Annotated in this window: 10 protein-coding genes; 2 read left to right on the top strand and 8 right to left on the bottom strand. The window is 43.8% G+C overall.

What is annotated here, in order from left to right:
- Positions 1-11 precede the first annotated feature (11 nt).
- From FXV77_RS00655 to FXV77_RS00640, 4 genes are all read right to left on the bottom strand, one after another.
- Positions 12-2,093, bottom strand: coding sequence for a RagB/SusD family nutrient uptake outer membrane protein (locus tag FXV77_RS00655; RefSeq protein WP_148917299.1), 2,082 nt, complete (start codon positions 2,091-2,093; stop codon positions 12-14).
- A gap of 12 nt (positions 2,094-2,105) precedes the next feature.
- On the bottom strand, positions 2,106-5,240 hold the full coding sequence (locus FXV77_RS00650) for a SusC/RagA family TonB-linked outer membrane protein (RefSeq protein WP_148917298.1): 3,135 nt from the start codon (positions 5,238-5,240) through the stop codon (positions 2,106-2,108).
- A 22-nt stretch (positions 5,241-5,262) separates the two neighbouring features.
- Positions 5,263-6,693 (bottom strand): IPT/TIG domain-containing protein, encoded by a 1,431-nt coding sequence (locus FXV77_RS00645; protein WP_148917297.1) that lies wholly within the window; start codon positions 6,691-6,693, stop codon positions 5,263-5,265.
- Positions 6,694-7,030: 337 nt separating this feature from the next.
- Positions 7,031-8,179, bottom strand: coding sequence for an aldose epimerase family protein (locus tag FXV77_RS00640; RefSeq protein ID WP_148917296.1), 1,149 nt, complete (start codon positions 8,177-8,179; stop codon positions 7,031-7,033).
- A 195-nt stretch (positions 8,180-8,374) separates the two neighbouring features.
- On the opposite strand from FXV77_RS00640, the gene FXV77_RS00635 reads away from it, so the two are divergent.
- Together FXV77_RS00635 and FXV77_RS00630 are read left to right on the top strand one after the other, a co-directional pair.
- A complete protein-coding gene (locus FXV77_RS00635) occupies positions 8,375-11,479 on the top strand; it encodes a ligand-binding sensor domain-containing protein (RefSeq protein ID WP_148917295.1) in 3,105 nt (1,034 codons plus the stop codon).
- Between the two features lie 4 nt (positions 11,480-11,483).
- On the top strand, positions 11,484-12,269 hold the full coding sequence (locus tag FXV77_RS00630; RefSeq protein WP_148917294.1) for a response regulator transcription factor: 786 nt from the start codon (positions 11,484-11,486) through the stop codon (positions 12,267-12,269).
- Positions 12,270-12,293: 24 nt separating this feature from the next.
- Here FXV77_RS00630 and FXV77_RS00625 read toward each other — a convergent pair whose 3' ends face one another.
- The 4 genes from FXV77_RS00625 to FXV77_RS00610 all read right to left on the bottom strand — a co-directional run bounded on the left by FXV77_RS00625 (position 12,294) and on the right by FXV77_RS00610 (position 19,632).
- Positions 12,294-13,775 (bottom strand): sulfatase, encoded by a 1,482-nt coding sequence (locus FXV77_RS00625; protein WP_148917293.1) that lies wholly within the window; start codon positions 13,773-13,775, stop codon positions 12,294-12,296.
- Between the two features lie 9 nt (positions 13,776-13,784).
- Positions 13,785-15,173: a sulfatase family protein gene (locus tag FXV77_RS00620; RefSeq protein WP_246162128.1), complete on the bottom strand. Its 1,389-nt coding sequence runs from the start codon at positions 15,171-15,173 to the stop codon at positions 13,785-13,787.
- A 21-nt stretch (positions 15,174-15,194) separates the two neighbouring features.
- Entirely contained in the window at positions 15,195-17,039 is a 1,845-nt protein-coding gene (locus tag FXV77_RS00615; protein ID WP_148917292.1) for a glycoside hydrolase family 2 protein, read from the bottom strand.
- Positions 17,040-17,163: 124 nt separating this feature from the next.
- Positions 17,164-19,632 (bottom strand): glutaminase family protein, encoded by a 2,469-nt coding sequence (locus FXV77_RS00610; protein ID WP_148917291.1) that lies wholly within the window; start codon positions 19,630-19,632, stop codon positions 17,164-17,166.
- Between the last annotated feature and the right edge of the window lie 41 nt (positions 19,633-19,673).

The raw sequence follows: 19,673 nt of genomic DNA, 5'->3' as shown, positions 1-19,673 counted from the left end.
GATTATATTCGTTATTCAGGATTTGTCCAACCCGGATTTTGTGTTAATTCCTTATTTCTTCTCAGTTCATCCCAATGGATCGGCCAAAACCACATCTTCAATGTAAAAATAGAGGGTAGAGAAGGGACTGCAACAGGCGTATGAAAAAAGTCAGGCCTGTTACTTGAAATCCAAGTGTTACAACCATAGATTGGTGCCGCCTCTTCTGTGGGCGCATCCATCCATCGACGCAGATCGAAATAGCGATGGCCTTCTGCAAACAGTTCGATCTGTCGTTCGCGTTTCAGGCTGATCCGGAATCTGTCCGCATCGCTGTAAATCTCGTCATCGTAATCTGGCAATCCCGCACGAATTCGTATGGGTTGGACGCCTTGTTTCATTTCAGCTATATCCCTAAATATGGTGTGTGTTTTACTACCATCATAAGAAGAAACGCTATGACTTCCATTTAGCTCGTTCAATGCTTCAGCATAGATTAAGAGCACTTCTGCGTAGCGAATGGCCGGGTCTGCCTTTTGTTCAATATTACTGACATCGTAACCCGTATTGGTTGAAATCATTCTCGTATCGTTCGGATGGACAAATTTTTTAATGCCAATACCAGTCCGTAACCAATACGTGACACCGGGCCTATAACCGTTTACTTCGTCAAAATAATAGAATATCTGTGGATTCTTTAGTTCTGGATAATTGATCTCGTTGTCCAAATTCCATGTCGAACCATTATAGGCAACGGAAGCATAAAATCGTGGTTCGCGTCTTGCATATTGTTTGTGGACTTTCTCGGCCTGAATGCCAAGTTCCGGGTAGTCACTCACTTCTTCTGGCGTCACCACCCCGGATGCGCGGGGTAGCGTGTTATAACGCCCAGCATATCCCGGCCGACCAGCGTACATATCGTTCATACCGGGTATATCATTTCCATCGTTCATGTAATATGCGTCAGCTTGTTTCTGAGTCATCCCGTGCGAATTGTATCCATTAGCGTTTCCTCGCGGCAATTGATGCAATACCATGACACGGATATTCTCACCACCCTGGTTTTGACCACGTGTAAAAATCAACTCCGGATTTTGGAAACTAGGAACCTGACCATTGAACAGTGCACGATAGGATTCAAATGGGTCGATATCTCGCCAACCTAAAGGCCAGTTATGGTCTGAAAAATTGGGATCATAAGGAGGTGTAACCGTCGCCGGATACATAATATCGCCCGTTTCTTTCCGATAAGCCACGTACAGCTGGTAGCGACCTAAATCCATTACATCTTTAGCTGCTGCCGCTGCTTTCGCCCACTTAGATTCATCGTATGTCGTCGGGAGTAAGGGGTTTCCTTGTTTATCGACTAATGCTGCAGCAACATCGGCTGGCGCTTTGCCATTATACAACGGACTCGCGGCAAATAACAGTACTCTGGCGCGAAGGGACAGGGCGGCCCCGCGCGTAGGACGGGTGATCTGCTGTATACTCCGACTCATCGGTAGTGTTTTTGCTGCTTCTGCTAGTTCATTGGCCAAATAAGCCGTACATTCCTCGTAACTATTGCGCGGTTGTGCAATATCGTCATAGCTCTCTGTATAATCTATACCTTCGTCGGGTACAATGGGCACTGGCCCGAAGGTGCGAAGCAGGGCCCAATAGAAGTATGCTCTCAAGAAACGTACTTGTCCTTTCATATCCGCTTTTTCAACATCTGAAATCTCCGTATTGATATCGATATTGTTTAAAAAAATAGAGGCCTGACGTATACCTTGGTAGGCTCTTTCCCAGATAATCTGATTTTCGCCTCCCAAACCCGTTTCGTTGTACTGCCCTTTTTTCCAGCGCGCATATTCATCGCTCATATCGCCGTAATACATATCGTCCGCAAAATTGAAACGTACTGTTTTTTTACTCGTGACATCTTGCATCACATTTGTCCCAAGAAAGTAGTAAGTCCGCGCCAACCATCTATCTACATGATCCCTATCGGCAAATGCTGTCTCCGTCGTCATCCGTTCGTCAAATAGGTATTCCGAATCGAGGTATTTAGCACAACCTCCGAGGATAGACATTAGTCCGACGGCAGATAATATTATCGTGATTTTTTTCATTCTCTGTGTTGTTTATAGATTAACTTGTAAACCTAACGAAAGCGTCCTGCTTAGTGGGTATTCTTTTCCATCCGAATTTCCTAGTTCGGGATCCCAAAGTTTAAAACTTGAAAACGTAAGTAAGTTGGTCGCGATAAAGAAGAATCGCGCATTATTCAGTCGAATCCTATTAACTAATGATTTAGGTAATGAATAACCGATATCCAGCGTTTTAAGGCGCAAATAGGAACCATCCCTAAGCCAATAGGTAGAAGCACGGTAGTTATTCGGATTGCCACCGTAGCTGAGTCTTGGATAATCCGCATTTGGATCTTCGTTTTCTCCGAGTACCCAGCGATTGCCGTAGGCCATTTGACTAAGTATATTTCCCCAGCCATCGCCAGCTGGCCCACCTTGAAACATATACACCGTTGTACCGTTAATAAAGAAACTTGATTTTCCTGCACCCTGAAAATGCATGTTGATATCCAAACCTTTCCAATTGGCAGAGAGGCCAAAGCCATAAATTAAATTAGGCCTAACAGTAGCCCCGATAGCCGCCACATCCGTGTCGTCCACAATACCATCGCCGTTAATATCCTTGTATTTGATATCACCAGGCATCACTTCGCCGAACGTCTGCGTTGGACTATTACGGATATCATCGTAATCTTTGAAAAGCCCTAATGCGATAAGTCCTCGGGCTTGCCCCACCCGATGTCCCTGTTGTAAGCGATAATCATAAATTGTGTTTTGCTCATCCCGCTCTAGTATTTCATTTTTACTATAGGTCATATTTCCGCGCAAGGTAAGATTAACGTTATTCACCCGTTGTTTAAACGTGACGTTACCGTCGAAACCTCGGACGTCAACCACTCCCACATTCCCAGAAGTATTTCCTTCGAGACCGACAAAACTTGGCAGATACGCACGCGTCATATAAATTCCTTCGCGTCGTTCAGAAAATAGATCTATCACACCCGAAAATTTGTCCTGAAATAAGGAGAAGTCAATCCCAAGGTCTTTTTTGGTGGCAATCTCCCAAGAGACATAAGGAGACGAAACCGAACTATAGCGCATCCCACCTCTATAATTAGGGGATTGAATATCACCAAAGTTATAGCCCCCACTAGGCCGTGGAATTCCATTGTCATAGATAATTTCTCCATTATCATTTCTTGCATATATAGTCTCAATATCATATAAATACGGGAAACGGGTATCGCCTAAATTGTCATTACCGGTTCGCCCATGCGAATAACGTATTTTAAACATATCTATCCAATCAGCATCTCTTAAGAAAGGTTCTTCTGCAACGTTCCATGCACCGGAGAAGGCCGGAAAGAAACCAAAACGATGATCTCGATGAAAATTTTCGGAACCCGTGTAACCAAAGTTAAAATCCAAAAAATATCGGCGATCAAAGTTGTAATTGACCCGTCCGGACAGACCTTGAATACGCCGGGCAATGCCGTTCTTAAGGTCGCTTCCTAACCCTTGCGTAAAGACTTTAGACGACTGCATGTATTTAGCAATGGCCCCAAAATGATGCTTCTTGATGTTTTTATTATAAATGAGGTCCCATTCAAAAAAGTCCCGTCGCTCACCGTTGGATCCCGACGTTTGTTCCATTATTTTCTCTTCGGCAACGCGTGTGAACACAAGTTCACCATTGTTACGGAAGCGGGCCACATTCCACAATTCAGGGAGCTTAAATCGTCTAATCCAGTTGTGGTTGTTGGTGTCATAACCGTACCGCCCAATAAACCGGAGTCCTGGCGTAATGAACTTTAGGTTTTGTTCCAGGTTTAACGTCGTTTGTATATTATTTGACCAACTCTCACGATATCCTGTCATCGTGCCCTGCACCCATGGGTTAATATTACCATCTGAATTCGACCAGGAGGGTATCTTTCCATCCGAGTAGGTTATGGGAAATATCACGGGGTTATAGCCCATCAGGGATGTCCAGATCGCATCTGTTCCAATACCTGGATCATTCCGCGTGCGTAAGGAACCGGAAACGCCCGCTCTTATCAAGGTGGACTTCGTGACATCCATATCTACAGATAAGCGATAAGTATACCTTTTGAAATTCGTGTTGGTATTATAATCTTTCAAAGCCTTGTCTACTTTGTACATCCCTTGTTGATCCTGATATCCTCCCGACAGGTAATATCGTGCGGTATTACCTCCTCCACGAAAGTTCAACACATGGCGCTGACTGTATGCAGCGTCCCGCATCAGCACATCCATCCAATCCACATCAGGCAATAGGTCAGGATCCAGTCCCAAACGAAGAATCTCCAGTTCGGCGGCTGAATACAGTGGTTCCTGATTTCGGGTGGTCTTGGCTTCGTTAGCCATGGAGGCATACGTGTATCCGTCTACAAAATCAGGGAGCTTGGTAAAAGAACTTAAAAAACCTTCGGTCTTGGCATTAATATCCACTTTTCCGTCTTTACCGCGTTTGGTATTGATCAAGATTACACCGTTCGCTCCGCGGCTACCATATATGGCCGTGGCGGAGGCATCCTTTAATACGGTAAAGGACTCCACATCTTCCACGTTGACTTCATTTATACTCCGTTCGAAGCCATCGACCAATACTAAGGCGGCACTACCGCCCCCAAAAGTCGAAATACTGCGTATCCAGAATTCGGAGAGCGCACCGGGTCTACCCGATGTTTGCATCGCCATGACACCTGGGACCTGTCCCGCAAGAGCGTCCACCATAGAAGTCGATGGATTTGATTTTAACCGTTCTACATCGACGGTGGTAATAGCGCCCGTGACCGCAATCCGGCGTTGATTTCCCGTTGCTGTCACCACAACTTCGTTGATCACACTGGCATCAGATTCCTTCATCGCTATGTTCACTTCATTTTGCTCTTTCAACAGGACCTCTACATTATCGTATCCGACAAACGCGAAGACAATTGTCTGATAACGACGTACGTTAAGACTATATTTTCCGGCCTCGTCCGTAATGGCACCGAGTCCCGGCACGTTGCTGATCGATACGTTTACGCCGGCAAGCGGTTCATTTTTTGTGTCGGTAACCACGCCTGTAATAGTAATTTCCTGCTGTACAGTGTCTTGTTGCGCAAACGTCTTAGAGACCATACTCAAGAAAACAAAGCATATTAGCATCATCAAATTCTTCATTATCATAATTTTATCTTATTGGTTATTGTTTGGCTGTCTCATCCGCAATTTCTTCTTCATTTTCGTCGGGCGTTTCTTTTGCAATTTTTCGAATAATCCAATTATTGGTATCGCCCACGTAAAAGCATTCTCTTAACTCGTCATATGCAATTGCCTTCGGCATATTAAAACGCGCCTCTAGGCGAAGGTCACCGTTCGAATAGCCACTCGTACCATTATTGCCACGGCCGGCAAAGGTGCTCACCCTTCCCCGGGGCGTTAACACACGAATGCAATGATTAGATGCGTCGCAGAAATAGTAGTCATATTGGTCACCTCCCTGTTCTTCATAATCTGGATTTTTCACAAATACGCCCTGTGATGGGTTATTTAACCGCGCATTGGTTCCCACACCGTCAAGCCAACCTGCATTCTGTGATCCGCCAGCCACCGGATAAGGCGCTTTAAACGTCTTCTTGGTATAGTCGTAATCGCTACGTAAAATATAATGGGTGTTATAGTTCGTGATATAAGCATAGTCACCGGAAGGATGGACAACCATGAAAATGGCCACAGAACTGTATGGGTTTGCAAAAGCTAATTTACGTTGTTGTGTTTCAAAGTCATATCGATGTACCTCTCCTGCACGAAATAAAGAATAGTAAAACTCTCCATTTATAGGATGAACCATTGCTCCTTGAACCCCACGAGCGCCTTGATTAATCACCGTACTTTGCTGGAAATTCGAAGATCGGGAAAAGATATAATGGGCATTTCTGGTATCACTGGCATGGTTCTCGGAAACAATCATATCCCGGTCGCCATCAAGTTTCCAGTTAATCGCTGTCGCCCTAGCAAATCCGTGCCGAAAATAACTGACCCATTCGTTCTCAAAATCGATCTTACGCGCGCTGTGGTTGTCTGCCGAAAAATAAAGATGGTTTGGATTTAACGGATCAAAGGTTAACCACGAAATCCCTTTGAAGCCCCCACAATCATCAAATGGCCCCTCCTTTTCTTCAAAATCATTGTCCACCTCATAGTACTTACCAATAAAATCGGAAACAACCCATTTCGGCACATAAACAAAATTTTCCTTTGCGGATGCCTGAACGAGCTCTTCACCTTGCTCATCTAATAGATGAACCTGTATATCGCCCTTAAAAGCTTCTGATGGCACTATACAATACAAACTGCTCCCTTTTACATTCACAACTTTTGTTTTCTTCCCACCGATTACCACCTTTATACGCGATAGGTCGTTCCCGAAGTTGTCTCCATAGATGACCAAATTGCTTCCCGATCCACCTTCTTTGGGAAGGAAATCGGTTACCGAGACCGGCTTTGAAGGATCAAAATCTGCTATGGAGCTATCCTCGCTACTATCTTTACACTGCACGAAGCAAAGCATAATCAAGGCAAGCCATACTCCATGGAAGGGCTTCCATCTCTTACTCATCTTCTCTACTTTCATATACATTTTTATATTGGTTAAAATTTTTCTTTTATGTGTTAGCGTCTGCGTAATATATTGTCCACATTAGCACGATTACAAAAAATTTTAAACCGTTCTAATGCAGCGTTTATTTTATAAAAAACAAGTGAGATACGTTCGATTTACCTAGTTAGTCGGTGTTACTTCATCATCACTATTTTCGATTTCTAATTGCTAATACAATGTTAGAGAAAGGCAATAAAAATAACCCGTTAAATTGTCTCATTTTTTTGCATAATCGTATCATTTAGAAATGCATAAAAAAGGCGATGTAGATTTAAATACATCGCCTTTTTGTTAACTCGGTATGCTGTGCTTAATTTTTGACACCAAATTGGTAAATACTGGAGCTGGTATATGCTGTTCCTGGTTCCAGTATTGTCGAAGGCCATTCTGGCTTATTCGGTGAATCGGGATAATGTTGCGGTTCCAGACAAAGCCCTGTCTGTTTATGATAATATATTCCGCTTTTGCCCTTTCGAGAACCGTCCAACATATTGCCCGTATAAACCTGCATGCCCGGTTCAGTTGTATACACATCAAGGGCGATACCCGTAACTGGGGAGTATACCTGAGCTGCCGGCGTCTCCAGTTTCTCATTCGTGCGGAGGACGTAATTATGATCAAAACCTTGTGCGAGCTGCAACTGTGCATGCAAACTATCACGTGCCAATGCATCCTTGATCGAAATCGCGTTTATAAAATCGAAAGGAGTAGAAGTCACATGCTCTAACGTACCGGTGGTGATGAGCTGCTCGTTCAACGGTGTATAAGCATCCGAATTGACCAAAAGTACATGATCCAATATGGTTGTCTCTGGATTACCGGACAAATTGAAGAAACTATGGTTCGTCATGTTGATGACCGTTTTCTTATCCGTCTGTGCAGAATAATCTATTTTTAACGCATTTTCATCGTTTAAGGTAAAAGTTACTTCAACGTGAACCTCACCTGGAAATCCTGATTCACCATCCTGCGATACATAGCGCAGTACAAGCGAATTAGTTGATGGCTGCTCTGCATCAAATACTTGATTCTGCCAACCGGTTGCTCCGCCGTGAATCGTGTGCTCACCGTTATTCCGATCAAGCGAAATCGTATCACCATCCAATAGGAACTTCCCGTAGGCAATCCTATTTGCAAACCGTCCTACAGTCGCACCAAATGAGGATGGCTTATCCACATATTCTTGTATATTGTCAAAGCCTAGCACGACATCTTGCAGCTGTCCATCACGATCTGGCACCAACAAGGAGACTATCCGACCACCATAATTTGTGATACAAACCTCTGCACCTGATTTATTTCGCAAGGTAAATAAATCCGTTTCTTGACCGTTTACAACACGTTGAAAATTTTTCCGCTCGAGCCCTGAAGCAGTTTTCTGTTCTTCAGCATTACTTTGGCAAGCTCCGACGAGTACCACGATCAATACGGAAAGTAGGTTTATTTGATTTTTCTTCATTCGTTTATTTTAAGTTTCTCAATATTAAAGATTTTCTTTAACATTTGGGATCAATTGAAAAGAAACGCATTATAAAGACATATCCGGACAATTACTATCAAAATTGTATCATTAAAATAGGAATTTGTCTCAAACACTCTTAAGCCTTGTCGATTATAAAAACTTCTGCTATTTTTATGAGATAAACCTGTTTACATGTTAGCAAGAACTTGGCTTTTTTTGTTTTTTTGTGCTTTCTCTCTACGACTAGCTGCCTCTCCCTATTATTTCAATTATTTCCAAGTAAACCGGGGGTTATCCAACAACGCTATATTATGTAGTGTACAAGATCAGGATGGCTTTATCTGGTTCGGCACGCGAGATGGATTGAATCGATTTGATGGATATCGTTTCAAAAATTTTTTCCACGAATCGGAAAACGAAAAAAGTTTAGGAAGTAACCTTATTCATAGCCTTATGGTGCGCAACACGAATGAGATTTGGGTGGGTACCGACCAAGGCATCTATATCTATGATCCGCAACAAGAGGAGTTTTCACCCTTCGATAAGACTTTCAAAAGTGAGACTTTACAAATTGCAGAAGATCGTTCGGGAAATATTTGGTTTATTTCCAATAGTAGCCTGCACAGATACGATCCAAAAACACAAATAGTTGATGAAACTTATGCAAAACGGTGGAAACAAAAAACCCACGCCTTTTGTGTCGATCAGAATAACGAAGTATGGATAGGCCTAAAGGAAAGTATTTGCCATGTAAACAGCGGCAAAGAGTATCCATTTTCCAATGGCAAGCAATTCACGGGCAGGGTGGAAGCACTGTTTGTAGACGATAACAACAACATCTGGATTGGGACGTCTCATCATGGGGTTTACAAATGGGACAGGAACAGCAAAGAAACACAACACATTATTAAAAATATTGGCAATAAACCACTCTATGTACGGGAAATAACGCAAGTAAACAAAAATCAACTATGGATTGGAACAGAAAGTGGCCTCATCATACATGACCTCGACACGCGTAAAACCACCCAGGTACTTCATGAAAAAGATAATCCGTGGAGTCTCTCCGATAACGCCGTGTATTCTGTTATGAAAGACAATCAAGATGGGATATGGATCGGTACCTTTTTCGGTGGAATAAACTACTACCATCCACAGCATAATCTATTTGAAAAGATATTTCCCCGCAACTCGCCCAACTCGATTGGAGGCCATGCTGTCAGAGAAATTGTGGAAGATAAACAACAAAATCTTTGGATAGGCACGGAGGATCAGGGTTTGGCCTATTGGGATCAAAAAACAAACAACTTCATCAATTTTGGAACGGAAGATGGGTTGGCGCATACCAATATACATGGCTTGCTCATTACAGGAGACAGCTTGCTCATCGGCACATTTTTTCAAGGACTCGATGTTATCGATGTACGACAAAAAAAAGTGATCAAACATTTTGATTCTAACAATACCCATCAAACACTCAAGAGTAACTTTATTTATCATATCTATAAAACATCCAACGGCAAAATTCTCCTGGCAACTGCTCCGGGAATTTTTCAATTTATTCCGGGCGAAGATCGTTTTGTTCCGTTTAAAAGCGTACCCAGTCATGTTTTCTTTACGTCTATCTTTGAGGATAAGAAGCATACCTTATGGTTCACCACTTGGCGCGACGGACTATACAAATTAGATCCGGGAGAAGATAAACCGACACGTTTTGTACACGACCCAAAAGACCACTCTACCATTAGCAGCAATCGGGTGACCCGTGTCTTTCAAGACTCAAAAGGACAGATTTGGGTTGCTACAGAGAGCGGCTTATGTATTTATGATAAAAATAACCAATCCTTTATGCATTTTACCTCCAAAGACGGACTGCCGAGTAACCTCATCTTGGCCATGCAAGAAGACGATGCCGAAAACCTGTGGATATCGACGACCAAAGGACTGGTTAAAATGGATATCCAGTCTCATAGAATTGAAACTTATAATTTAGAACATGGTCTATTGGATCTTCAATTCAATTATAATTCTGCTTTCAAGGATTCCAACGGGTTACTCTATTTTGGGGCGTCAAAAGGACTGATCAGGTTTGACCCATCATCTGTTACCGACTTATATAAAACGGATTTTGATACGCCCATTTACATTACCGGTATCCAGGCAAACCAACGAGAGTTGACGATATACGACAAAAACAACGCCTTATCAAAATCTATTCTCTATACCCATAAAATAAAATTGAAATACGACGAATCCACTGTCAGTCTTGATTTCGTTGCCTTAAATTTTGCTTCTGCAAATTCGACATCCTACCTGTATCGGTTGGTTGGACTAGACACAACATGGACTTTTTTAAGAAATAACACAAAAGCAAATTTCACGAAAATCCCCCCAGGCAATTATACTTTCGAAGTGATGGCTGCGGACGCCAATAAGACGCCCATTTCAAAAATAAAATCATTGGAAATTGTAATACTTCCGCCCTTTTGGGCTAGTGTTCCTGCTTATATTATTTATGCGCTATTATCTATCGGCCTCATAGGCATGATGCTGTATTGGTACGATCAAAAAATGAAAGATAAGAATAGGCAACGGCTGGAAAAAATCAAAGCCCACAAAGAAAAGGAACTGTATAAAGCAAAAATGGATTTTTTCATGCAGATAACCCATGACATCAAAACTCCGCTGACCTTAATCAAAGCACCCTTAGAAAAAATAATGTTGGGTGCTGAGCCTAGAAAGTCAGAAAAGTGGCTAAAAACAATTCATCAAAATACGGAAAAGCTCCTCTCTATGACAGACAACCTGCTGGATTTTAGAAAAGTAGAAAGCAATGAATTTTCTCTTAAACTAAAAAAACAATCGGTTAGTTCCCTTATTCTGATATGCTTACAAGATTTTACGCCACTGATTGAGAGCAAAAAAATTAAAGTCTTTAAATCGCTGGACCGAAAACTGGAGGCGAATATCGATATTGAAGCGATGTACAAGATTATTTCAAACCTGCTTTCGAACGCATTCAAATATGCAGAAAAAGAAGTTCGTATTAATCTGTATCAAAAGATCGACGGTCTGACTTTCTGCATCGAGGTTAAAAATGACGGTATTTTGCTGCCCGACGAAGAGATGACACAAATTTTTGAGCCATTCCAACGCGCCAGCTCACATTATCGGGTCAAAGGTTCTGGATTAGGGTTAGCACTAGCTTTTTCGTTTGCTTCTTTGCATGGCGGAACGTTGGCTTATAAAAAGAATTCCGAAAATTTGAATATATTTGTTTTAGAGATACCATTATAATGCTATGCATATGCATATTGATTTGGAAACAGGAAAGTCTATTATTTTATTAGCGGATGACCACGTGGACATCTTAGACTTTATAGCGGATGATCTAGAGGATAAGTATGAGGTAGTAAAAGCGCTTAATGGCCAAGAGGCTTTGGAATACGTATATACGCACGAGGTGGATTTAATCGTCAGTGATATCATGATGCCACAATTAAATGGGTACGAATTCTGTACAAAGCTTAAAGAAGATGACAAGTACAGCCATATACCTTTTATTATGTTGACGGCGAAGAACAGTTTGCAATCAAAAATTGAAGGGCTGGAATATGGGGCGGATGCGTATATCGAGAAACCATTTTCTCCAAATTTCCTGGAGGCGCAAATCACAAGTTTACTACGTAATAGGAAACATGTAAAAGATCATTTTCAGCGAACACCTAACAGTCCGTTAGATACCGATGGTCATAATAAATCCGACCAAGCATTTTTAAAAAGACTGAACAAGCTTATTTTAGAAAACATGGCTGACCCTGCGCTCTGTGTTGATATGCTGGCCGATAGATTGTTTATGAGTAGACCGACACTTTATCGAAAAATCAAGGTCTTGTCGGATTTATCTCCAAACGAATTAATAAACCAAACACGATTGAATAAGGCTTCTCAGCTACTTCTTGATGGTGAGCATAAAGTTTACGAGATCGCTAACCTTTTGGGATTCAGTACGGCGTCCCATTTTTCGCGGAATTTTCAAAAACAATTTGGAATTAGTCCGAAGGATTATGCGGCAAAACATAAATAAGATGTCAAAAAGACGCTATAGGAATTATCGGGTACGCTCCTGCAACGGTTTGGGATGCTGCTCCAGAATGGCTTGAAGCTCTTGGAGCACCTTCGGATTTTCCTTGGCGATATTCTTGATTTCGGCCAGCCCATGCTGATAATCGTACAATTCATATTCCGCGGTTTCCGCCATATCGTCTATTTTCTTCCATTTTATCATCCGGTAGCGATCGGTACGGATTGCCTGCCCCAACCGCCCTCCTCTGGGAAAACTGTGGTAGGCATGATCCCGGACCCGGACTTCCGGATCCTGGAGTACAGGCACCATACTTAACCCATCAAAGGGTTGTGACACCTTCGGAGTCGGCAACCCTGCAAGTTCCACCAACGTGGGGTAGATGTCGACCGTCTCGGTTAGCTGTGCACTATGCGTGTCAGGTTGTATCATCCCTGGTGCGGAGATAATCAAAGGTATATGGTTCGCCAATTCATAATTGACGTGCTTCGTCCACATACCCATATCACCGAGCATATACCCATGATCCCCCCAGAGCACGACGATTGTATTTTTATCGAGACCAAGCGCGCTAAGCTCATCCAGCACCTTGCCAATCTGGGTATCTACAAAGCTAACGCCCGCGTAATAACCGTGTATCAATTTACGGCTAAGACTGTCCGGAAAGGCAGCTTCTGTAACTCTTTCTGGAATGGGAACATACTGATCAATTTCCACACCGTATTTCACCGCATATGGAGGAGCCCCTTCCGGTCGAACACGATGTGTAGGTAATGGTAATTTCGATTCATCATATAGTGACCAGTACTTTTTAGGCACAGAGAATGGTAGATGCGGCCGGGCGAAACCTACGGCCAAGAAAAACGGTTGATCCGGTTGCGATTTTAACTCCCGAAGACGATTCACCGCCCGCCTGGCGACACGACCATCCGCATAGGTGTCGTCGGCAACATCAGGCGACTCCCAAGCGACCCCCCGAGGCAGTCCACGAGCTTCCTGATTCGAAAAGAGCGCTTCTTCACGCGTGAATCCCAACGCTTTACTGGCCGGATCAGCATACTCGATGACCAACTCCTTGTGGTGTGGCACGCTCCAAGATAGATCATCCGCGTAAGTACCATGGCCGATATGAAAGACCTTACCCATTGATTCGGTGTGATAACCGTGCTGCTTAAAATATTGCGGCAGGGTCACAGCATCTGGATAATAGTCTCGAAAATTTTGTCCGAATCCGTAAATCCCCGACGAGGTAGACCTACTACCCAACAGCAGATTAAACCGTGAGGGTGCGCAAACGGCTTGGTTGGAATACGCTTGCTCAAACCGGAATCCTTGTGCCGCCAGCTTGTCGATGTTCGGTGTAATTGCGACAGGATCTCCGTACGCCCCTAATGCCGGACGCAGGTCATCGACGAGAATAAACAGGATATTAGGCTTCTTTTCTTGTGCACTCACCAGAAGAGACAGTACCATCGACGCCGCGATTAATAGATAAGTTCTCTTATTCATCAGCTATCCTCAATCAACCGGTGGATTTGCCCGACCGGTCGTCAATTCCGGCAGGTAACTACGCCAAGTAATCAACTTCGTCCGCAGCTCCTTGACAATATCTGGATGAGCTTCGGCTACATTCCTCGTTTCATTGCGATCCCCTTCCATGTCATACAATTCGGGATTATTTTTATGGTAATCCATAAGCAGCTTCCATTTCCCCGACCGGATGGCCAGATTGGGACTCCGGTCTCTACCACGTGGGAAATTAAACGCATAATCATTCCTACCATATTCCCAATACATATCTTTAGTACGCGACGCTGGTGTTCCTAACCAAACGGACTTGCGATCTTCGCCATCACCTTTGTAATTGGCGGGTAGCTCGGCAGTTGCGATGTTGGCTAGTGTCGGCACCAAATCTGTCGAATTCAATACCGAAACACTGTCTGTTGCGCCTGCAGGCACTTGGCCAGGCCAACGCACAATGAACGGCATTCGTATACCACCTTCGTACAGCGAAAGCTTCGTGCCGCGCAGGCCTCCGTTTCGACTGCCCTTGAAACTCGGTAATGCACCGTTGTCACTGGTGAAGATGACCAAGGTATTCTCGGCGATACCTAGTTCGCGCAGTCCGTCGAAGAGTCTGCCCATCTGTTTATCAAACTCCGCCAACACCAGTTTGAATGCAGCCTCTTCCTTAGGGTTCATCGGAAACTGACCCGACTGCCGCCGGTTCTCTTCAGGCACCCAGGGATCGTGCATATCGTCGGGCCATAAGTTTACAAAACAGGGTGTACCCTGATGCCGACGCAAAAAGTCAAGCGTTTTATCCACGAAGTAAGCTGTCCTATCCCAACGCTTTACGCTATCTACGTCGGACCATATCCAGTCGGTAGCTGTCAATACCGGATCCGGCTCTGGGCTTTCATAAGTGCTTGCGTGCTCATCAAAACCATATTTCTTAAATTTTGGCGCATTTTTTATATCTCTTCCGCCACCCATATGCCATTTCCCAAAATGTGCCGTCGTATAACCGGCACCTTTCAGTACCTTGGCGATAGAAGGTGCGTGCACATGGAGATAGTTGGTTTGCTCCGCCAGTTCGTTGCTCCGTCTATTGTTTAGAAAGGTAGTAAAATTCCATTCTGCCGGAAACATACCGGTGAGGATACTCGTGCGCGACGGGCTACAAATCGGCGATGCACTATAGTATTGGGTGAACCGGGTACCTTCTAACGCAAACTCGTCAAGCCGGGGAGTTGGAACGAAATTTCCGCCAAATGCACCGATATCACTAAACCCCATATCATCGGTTAAAATCACGATAATATGGGGTTGTTCCTGACTCCAAGAAGTAAGGGTTTGCGTTAGAAACCCAATTAGGAATATACTTTTGATAACGATATTCATCATGAAGGCTATCTTGACACGTTATTACTCCACAACATGCTGATATAACACTTCGTGCATTTTCTTAAGCTCTACTTCGGGAATTTTAATCACTTTCCGATCATAGGTCATCAAGCCGTTGGTTTCCACCTCTACATCCGTTGTTTGGGTATAAACGCCTGCTGATAGACCGCGTTTGATCAACTCATTCAAATCTGTAACCAATTCTTGATATCGTGCCTTAAGCTCTTCTTTGTTCTTAAACGATTGGTACCCCCAATTGTCTTTTTCTTGCCATGTGTGGCCATCTACTGGCAAACCTAAGCCGCCAAATTCACCCAAAGCCAATACAAATTTGTCACCGAAAAGATTTGGATCAGGCATCGCGGCACCGGGATAATTATGGATATCTAGGATATGTCCTACATAGGCGAAATTACCTCCACTGGCACTATTCACTAATCTCGAAGGGTCGTAGTTCATGGTCCATTCCGTAATTTCCTTCGTTTTAAATTGTCCCCAAGCTTCGTTAAAGGGAACCCAAACGACAATACTTGGAAAATTGTGCAACGCGTCCATGATATTTTTCCATTCTTTTTTATGAATCGCCTCCGATTCAGGCGTTCTTTCCTTGTCGTGAACACCATTAGAAATTTTACCCGGCTGCATGTCCCAGATGTTTCCGCCCAGGTCGCCGCTCGGCATATCCTGCCATACCAAAATGCCAATGCTGTCACAATGACGGTACCAACGGGCAGGTTCTACCTTGATATGTTTACGGATCATATTGAAGCCCATTTCTTTGGTTTTGATGACATCAAATTTCAATGCTTCATCACTCGGCGGCGTATGTAGCCCATCTGGCCACCAGCCTTGATCTAACGGACCGTAATGAAATACAAATTCATCATTCAAATACATGCGCTGAATACCATCGTTTCCTTTCTTCGTGGTGATTTTTCGCATCGCGAAATAACTCTTCACCTGATCCACTACTTTTTTACCACGCAGCAACTTGATTTGCAGGTCGTAAAGCTTCGGATTTGTAGGACTCCATAAGGTCAGGTTCTTTACGGATAAAGCCGATTCTTGGTTTACAGCTAGCTGCTGTTCGCCAATCTTCTGTGTGCCGTCATAGATCTCTACAAGCAATTCATCTCCTGCTTTTGCTCCCGCTACCTCAGCCGAAAAATGCAATACGGATTGGTCAACATCCGGGGTTTGTTTTGTGTTTACGATGTAACTTTCGGGCACACTTTCTAACCAAACGGTCTGCCATATTCCTGTTACAGGCGTGTACCAGATCCCATGTGGATTATTAATTTGCTTTCCGCGTGGTTGAGGCCCATCACTTGTAGGATCCCAAACACGTATCACGATTTCCTGATTATCACCTTTTTTTAACGCTGCAGTAATATCAAAAGAGAAGGGGTCGAAACCTCCCTCATGTTGGCCTATATGCTGACCATTCACATATACGTCACATTGCCAGTCAACTGCTCCAAAATGGAGTAACGTACGTCCACTACGAAGTGCTTTGGGTACCGATATAGTTCTATTATACCATAAGGCTTTGTCTTTTCCGACTTCTCGTCCTACGCCAGATAATGCGGATTCGATCGCAAAAGGCACCAGTATATCGCCTTCCCAAGATGTTGGTTTTTCCGAGACGGATTTATTCACAACGGTGTACTTCCATAATCCATTTAAGCTTTTCCAATTATCCTGGCGCTTCAACTGTGGTCGAGGATATTCTGGATGCGGGTTGTTCGGATCTAGACGTTCTCCCCAGGTGGTTAAGATTTTGTCTCCTGCTGGTTTCCAATCCTGCGCCTGTGTAGCGAACCAGCTGGTTGTGAGTAGACATGCAACTGCAAAAAGTTTCTTCATTATTGTTTCTATTTTTGATTTCCCGGTTTATGTCCCAAAAATGCAATATAAAGCAAACAAAACCTTGACCTTTTTATTCAAAAGAGCGTCAAATCGTCTCAATGTCTAATCAAAATCAACCTATCTACTTCCATTCCTCGGCGAGCAGCTTCATATAGAAGCCGCCTACGACACTCCGTGCCTTAAAATTTTCACGGATCCCGGTTGTCGCATCATAAAAATCATTCAGCGGAACGCGTGTTGGCGCCTCCAGAACATGACGGAATAGCGGATCGATAAATTTTTCAAAAGTCTCCTGATCATGCGCCAGCGTTGCGGTCCATACAATCCAGTCATTCTTCGTATAATTCTTCCGACTATCTAATGGTAAACCAAAGCGCTTCATCCGGGGAATATAATACGCAATTTCCTTATCAACCACTTCTTCCGGGAACAAGCCGAAATCCAAAACCTTATCCCAAATGAGATTATATTTTTGACTCCAGGTGTTCGGATCATCGAAAGTCAAGGCGTAATGATCTCCAGCACCTGCCAAGGTAAGCCATTTCGGCACCATATCTTCCGCGATTTTTCGGTATTTCAAAGCGACATCTGTCAACCCTAACATGTCTGCCAGTTTCGCATAGCTTGCTATTCCCATAATTGCTTTTATGGAAAGGTTGGCATTACGTGCTAGATGCCCCGCAAAATCGTCCGTGCAAAGTTGTGTTTTGGGATCGAGCCCTTCCTCCACGAGATAGTCGACCCATTGGGTCAAAACCTTCCAATGCTTTTCCGCATATTGTGCATTTCCTTGTGCACGGGCTATAGCGGCCGTCATAATCAGCATGTTCCCCGACTCCTCTACCGGCATCGGTTCGCCGTAGGTCTGTCCATTTGCCAACGGATAGGTCCCCAGATCGTGTGCTGCCCAAGGATGTGGATATTTTCCGCTTTCACTAAAGTAAAAGATACCATTTAGCATGCCCTGCAATAAGACGGGGTTGTAGATTAGGTATAATGGTGACGAAGGGTAGGTCACGTCTACGGTATTGATGAATCCACCGCTGTTGTTCTCTTTGGATAGCCATAAAACTTCTTTTTTCGGGCTCTCGACTAAGGTGTGCGCCGCTATACTTTGCCTATAAGCCAAGACGCAAAGATGCGCGTATTTTTCTCCGCCTGCTTGTGTTACCCGGTCGCGCAATGTATTGTCAAAAGCCGTACATTGTTGCATCAATTTTCCGTAGTCCTCGACCGACGCATGTAGCTGTGCCTCGAAAGAGCGATCGCCATTTTTGTTCCACCAAGGACGTAAGTCTTCGTTGAAATACTGAATAGCATATACTTCATCGTATCCGATCGTCAGAAAGCGATTCACAGGGGCAGTACCTACCTGACCTAATGAAATTTCGGTATGCAAAGTCAACGATTTACCTCGGTATGGCCCCAACGCCCGTTTCTCGTTGGTTACCCTACTTTTCTCGTCCGCATAGCCTGACACAAATTGCCTAACATCGTTACCGGATGGAGCAGCGACATATAGATATCCCCAATCTATACGCATGTCGTCGGCTCCTTTTTGCAATATGGGCTGCTCAATGGTCCCTACTTTCAGTATAGAGAGTTCTCCGTCTTGATAGGCTTGCCCTTCCACTTCTTGTTGGTCGGACATATAAACCGCTATATCGGAAGATACCTCTTGATGTATCTTAACATCATGTTTCTTTCCATCCTTTGCCGTCACCTCATAGGAGATATAGGAGACTGGCCGTGCTAGGAGGTCAAGATCATCCATCAATAAAGGCGACGTAAAGGTAACCTCCAGCGCTACCGTACCGCAATCGAAAGAATAATTCGTTTGGGTAGCATGCACCTCTACCGAAGTCTGCTTCGCAACGGCGACATCCGTCTTATTAGACGCTACGCTATGGACGAGATCAAAATCAAGAAAACGGCCACCAGCCGTATTTTTTAGGTGTATAGCAACTACATTTTTTCCTTTATGTAAAAGACCTTTGGCTTTGGATGAAATATCGAAGTATTCGAACCGATGATTCCACCCCTCCTTTGTAAACACGAGCGTGCCATTTAAGTACACGTCAATATTATCATCATGATGTAATTTCAAGAATAGTGGCTCGCTTTCCTCTATTTTGTCAAGAGAGAACTCCCTTCTTACCCAGATATTATCCGACTCCCAAAACGTACCCGATAATGCCTTATTGTCTGATATAGGTAACTGGCCTTCTTCCCAATTCGCATCATCGAAGTCCGATGCTTTCCATCCCGCACGTTGTGATTTCTCTATATATTTTACGCGAGATCTCTGTCCCCTGTCAGTTTCCGGTATTATGGTTTTATAACGCAGCGTCTCATTGCCCATAAAACGGTACATGATACCATCGACTTCAAGGTAGCCTGTCAAGCCATGCGCTACTCCGGTCCAATGTTCGGTAACTTTATCTGTCAAAAGGTCACTAGTCGACCAGATACTAAAATTCGGATTATGTGTAATCAGGGGATAGGCGGGTGCTTTTCGAACCTGACTGTCCTGACCATGGGCCGTCAATACGCATAAAATGGAAACGAATAGTCCGACAACTATGTACATTCCATTTTTTATAAAATTTTGAATTCCTTCCATTTCACTAT

The organism is Sphingobacterium phlebotomi (assembly GCF_008180195.1).
Lineage (GTDB): Bacteria > Bacteroidota > Bacteroidia > Sphingobacteriales > Sphingobacteriaceae > Sphingobacterium > Sphingobacterium phlebotomi.
This window is presented reverse-complemented; position numbering and strand designations above follow the sequence as displayed.

Excerpts from the sequence above, each read along its gene's own strand:
- FXV77_RS00655 (WP_148917299.1), bottom strand. The coding sequence starts at position 2,093 with ATGAAAAAAATCACGATAATATTATCTGCCGTCGGACTAATGTCTATC.
- FXV77_RS00650 (WP_148917298.1), bottom strand. The coding sequence starts at position 5,240 with ATGAAGAATTTGATGATGCTAATATGCTTTGTTTTCTTGAGTATGGTC.
- FXV77_RS00645 (WP_148917297.1), bottom strand. The coding sequence starts at position 6,693 with ATGAAAGTAGAGAAGATGAGTAAGAGATGGAAGCCCTTCCATGGAGTA.
- FXV77_RS00640 (WP_148917296.1), bottom strand. The coding sequence starts at position 8,179 with ATGAAGAAAAATCAAATAAACCTACTTTCCGTATTGATCGTGGTACTC.
- FXV77_RS00635 (WP_148917295.1), top strand. The coding sequence starts at position 8,375 with ATGTTAGCAAGAACTTGGCTTTTTTTGTTTTTTTGTGCTTTCTCTCTA.
- FXV77_RS00630 (WP_148917294.1), top strand. The coding sequence starts at position 11,484 with ATGCATATGCATATTGATTTGGAAACAGGAAAGTCTATTATTTTATTA.
- FXV77_RS00625 (WP_148917293.1), bottom strand. The coding sequence starts at position 13,775 with ATGAATAAGAGAACTTATCTATTAATCGCGGCGTCGATGGTACTGTCT.
- FXV77_RS00620 (WP_246162128.1), bottom strand. The coding sequence starts at position 15,173 with ATGATGAATATCGTTATCAAAAGTATATTCCTAATTGGGTTTCTAACG.
- FXV77_RS00615 (WP_148917292.1), bottom strand. The coding sequence starts at position 17,039 with ATGAAGAAACTTTTTGCAGTTGCATGTCTACTCACAACCAGCTGGTTC.
- FXV77_RS00610 (WP_148917291.1), bottom strand. The coding sequence starts at position 19,632 with ATGTACATAGTTGTCGGACTATTCGTTTCCATTTTATGCGTATTGACG.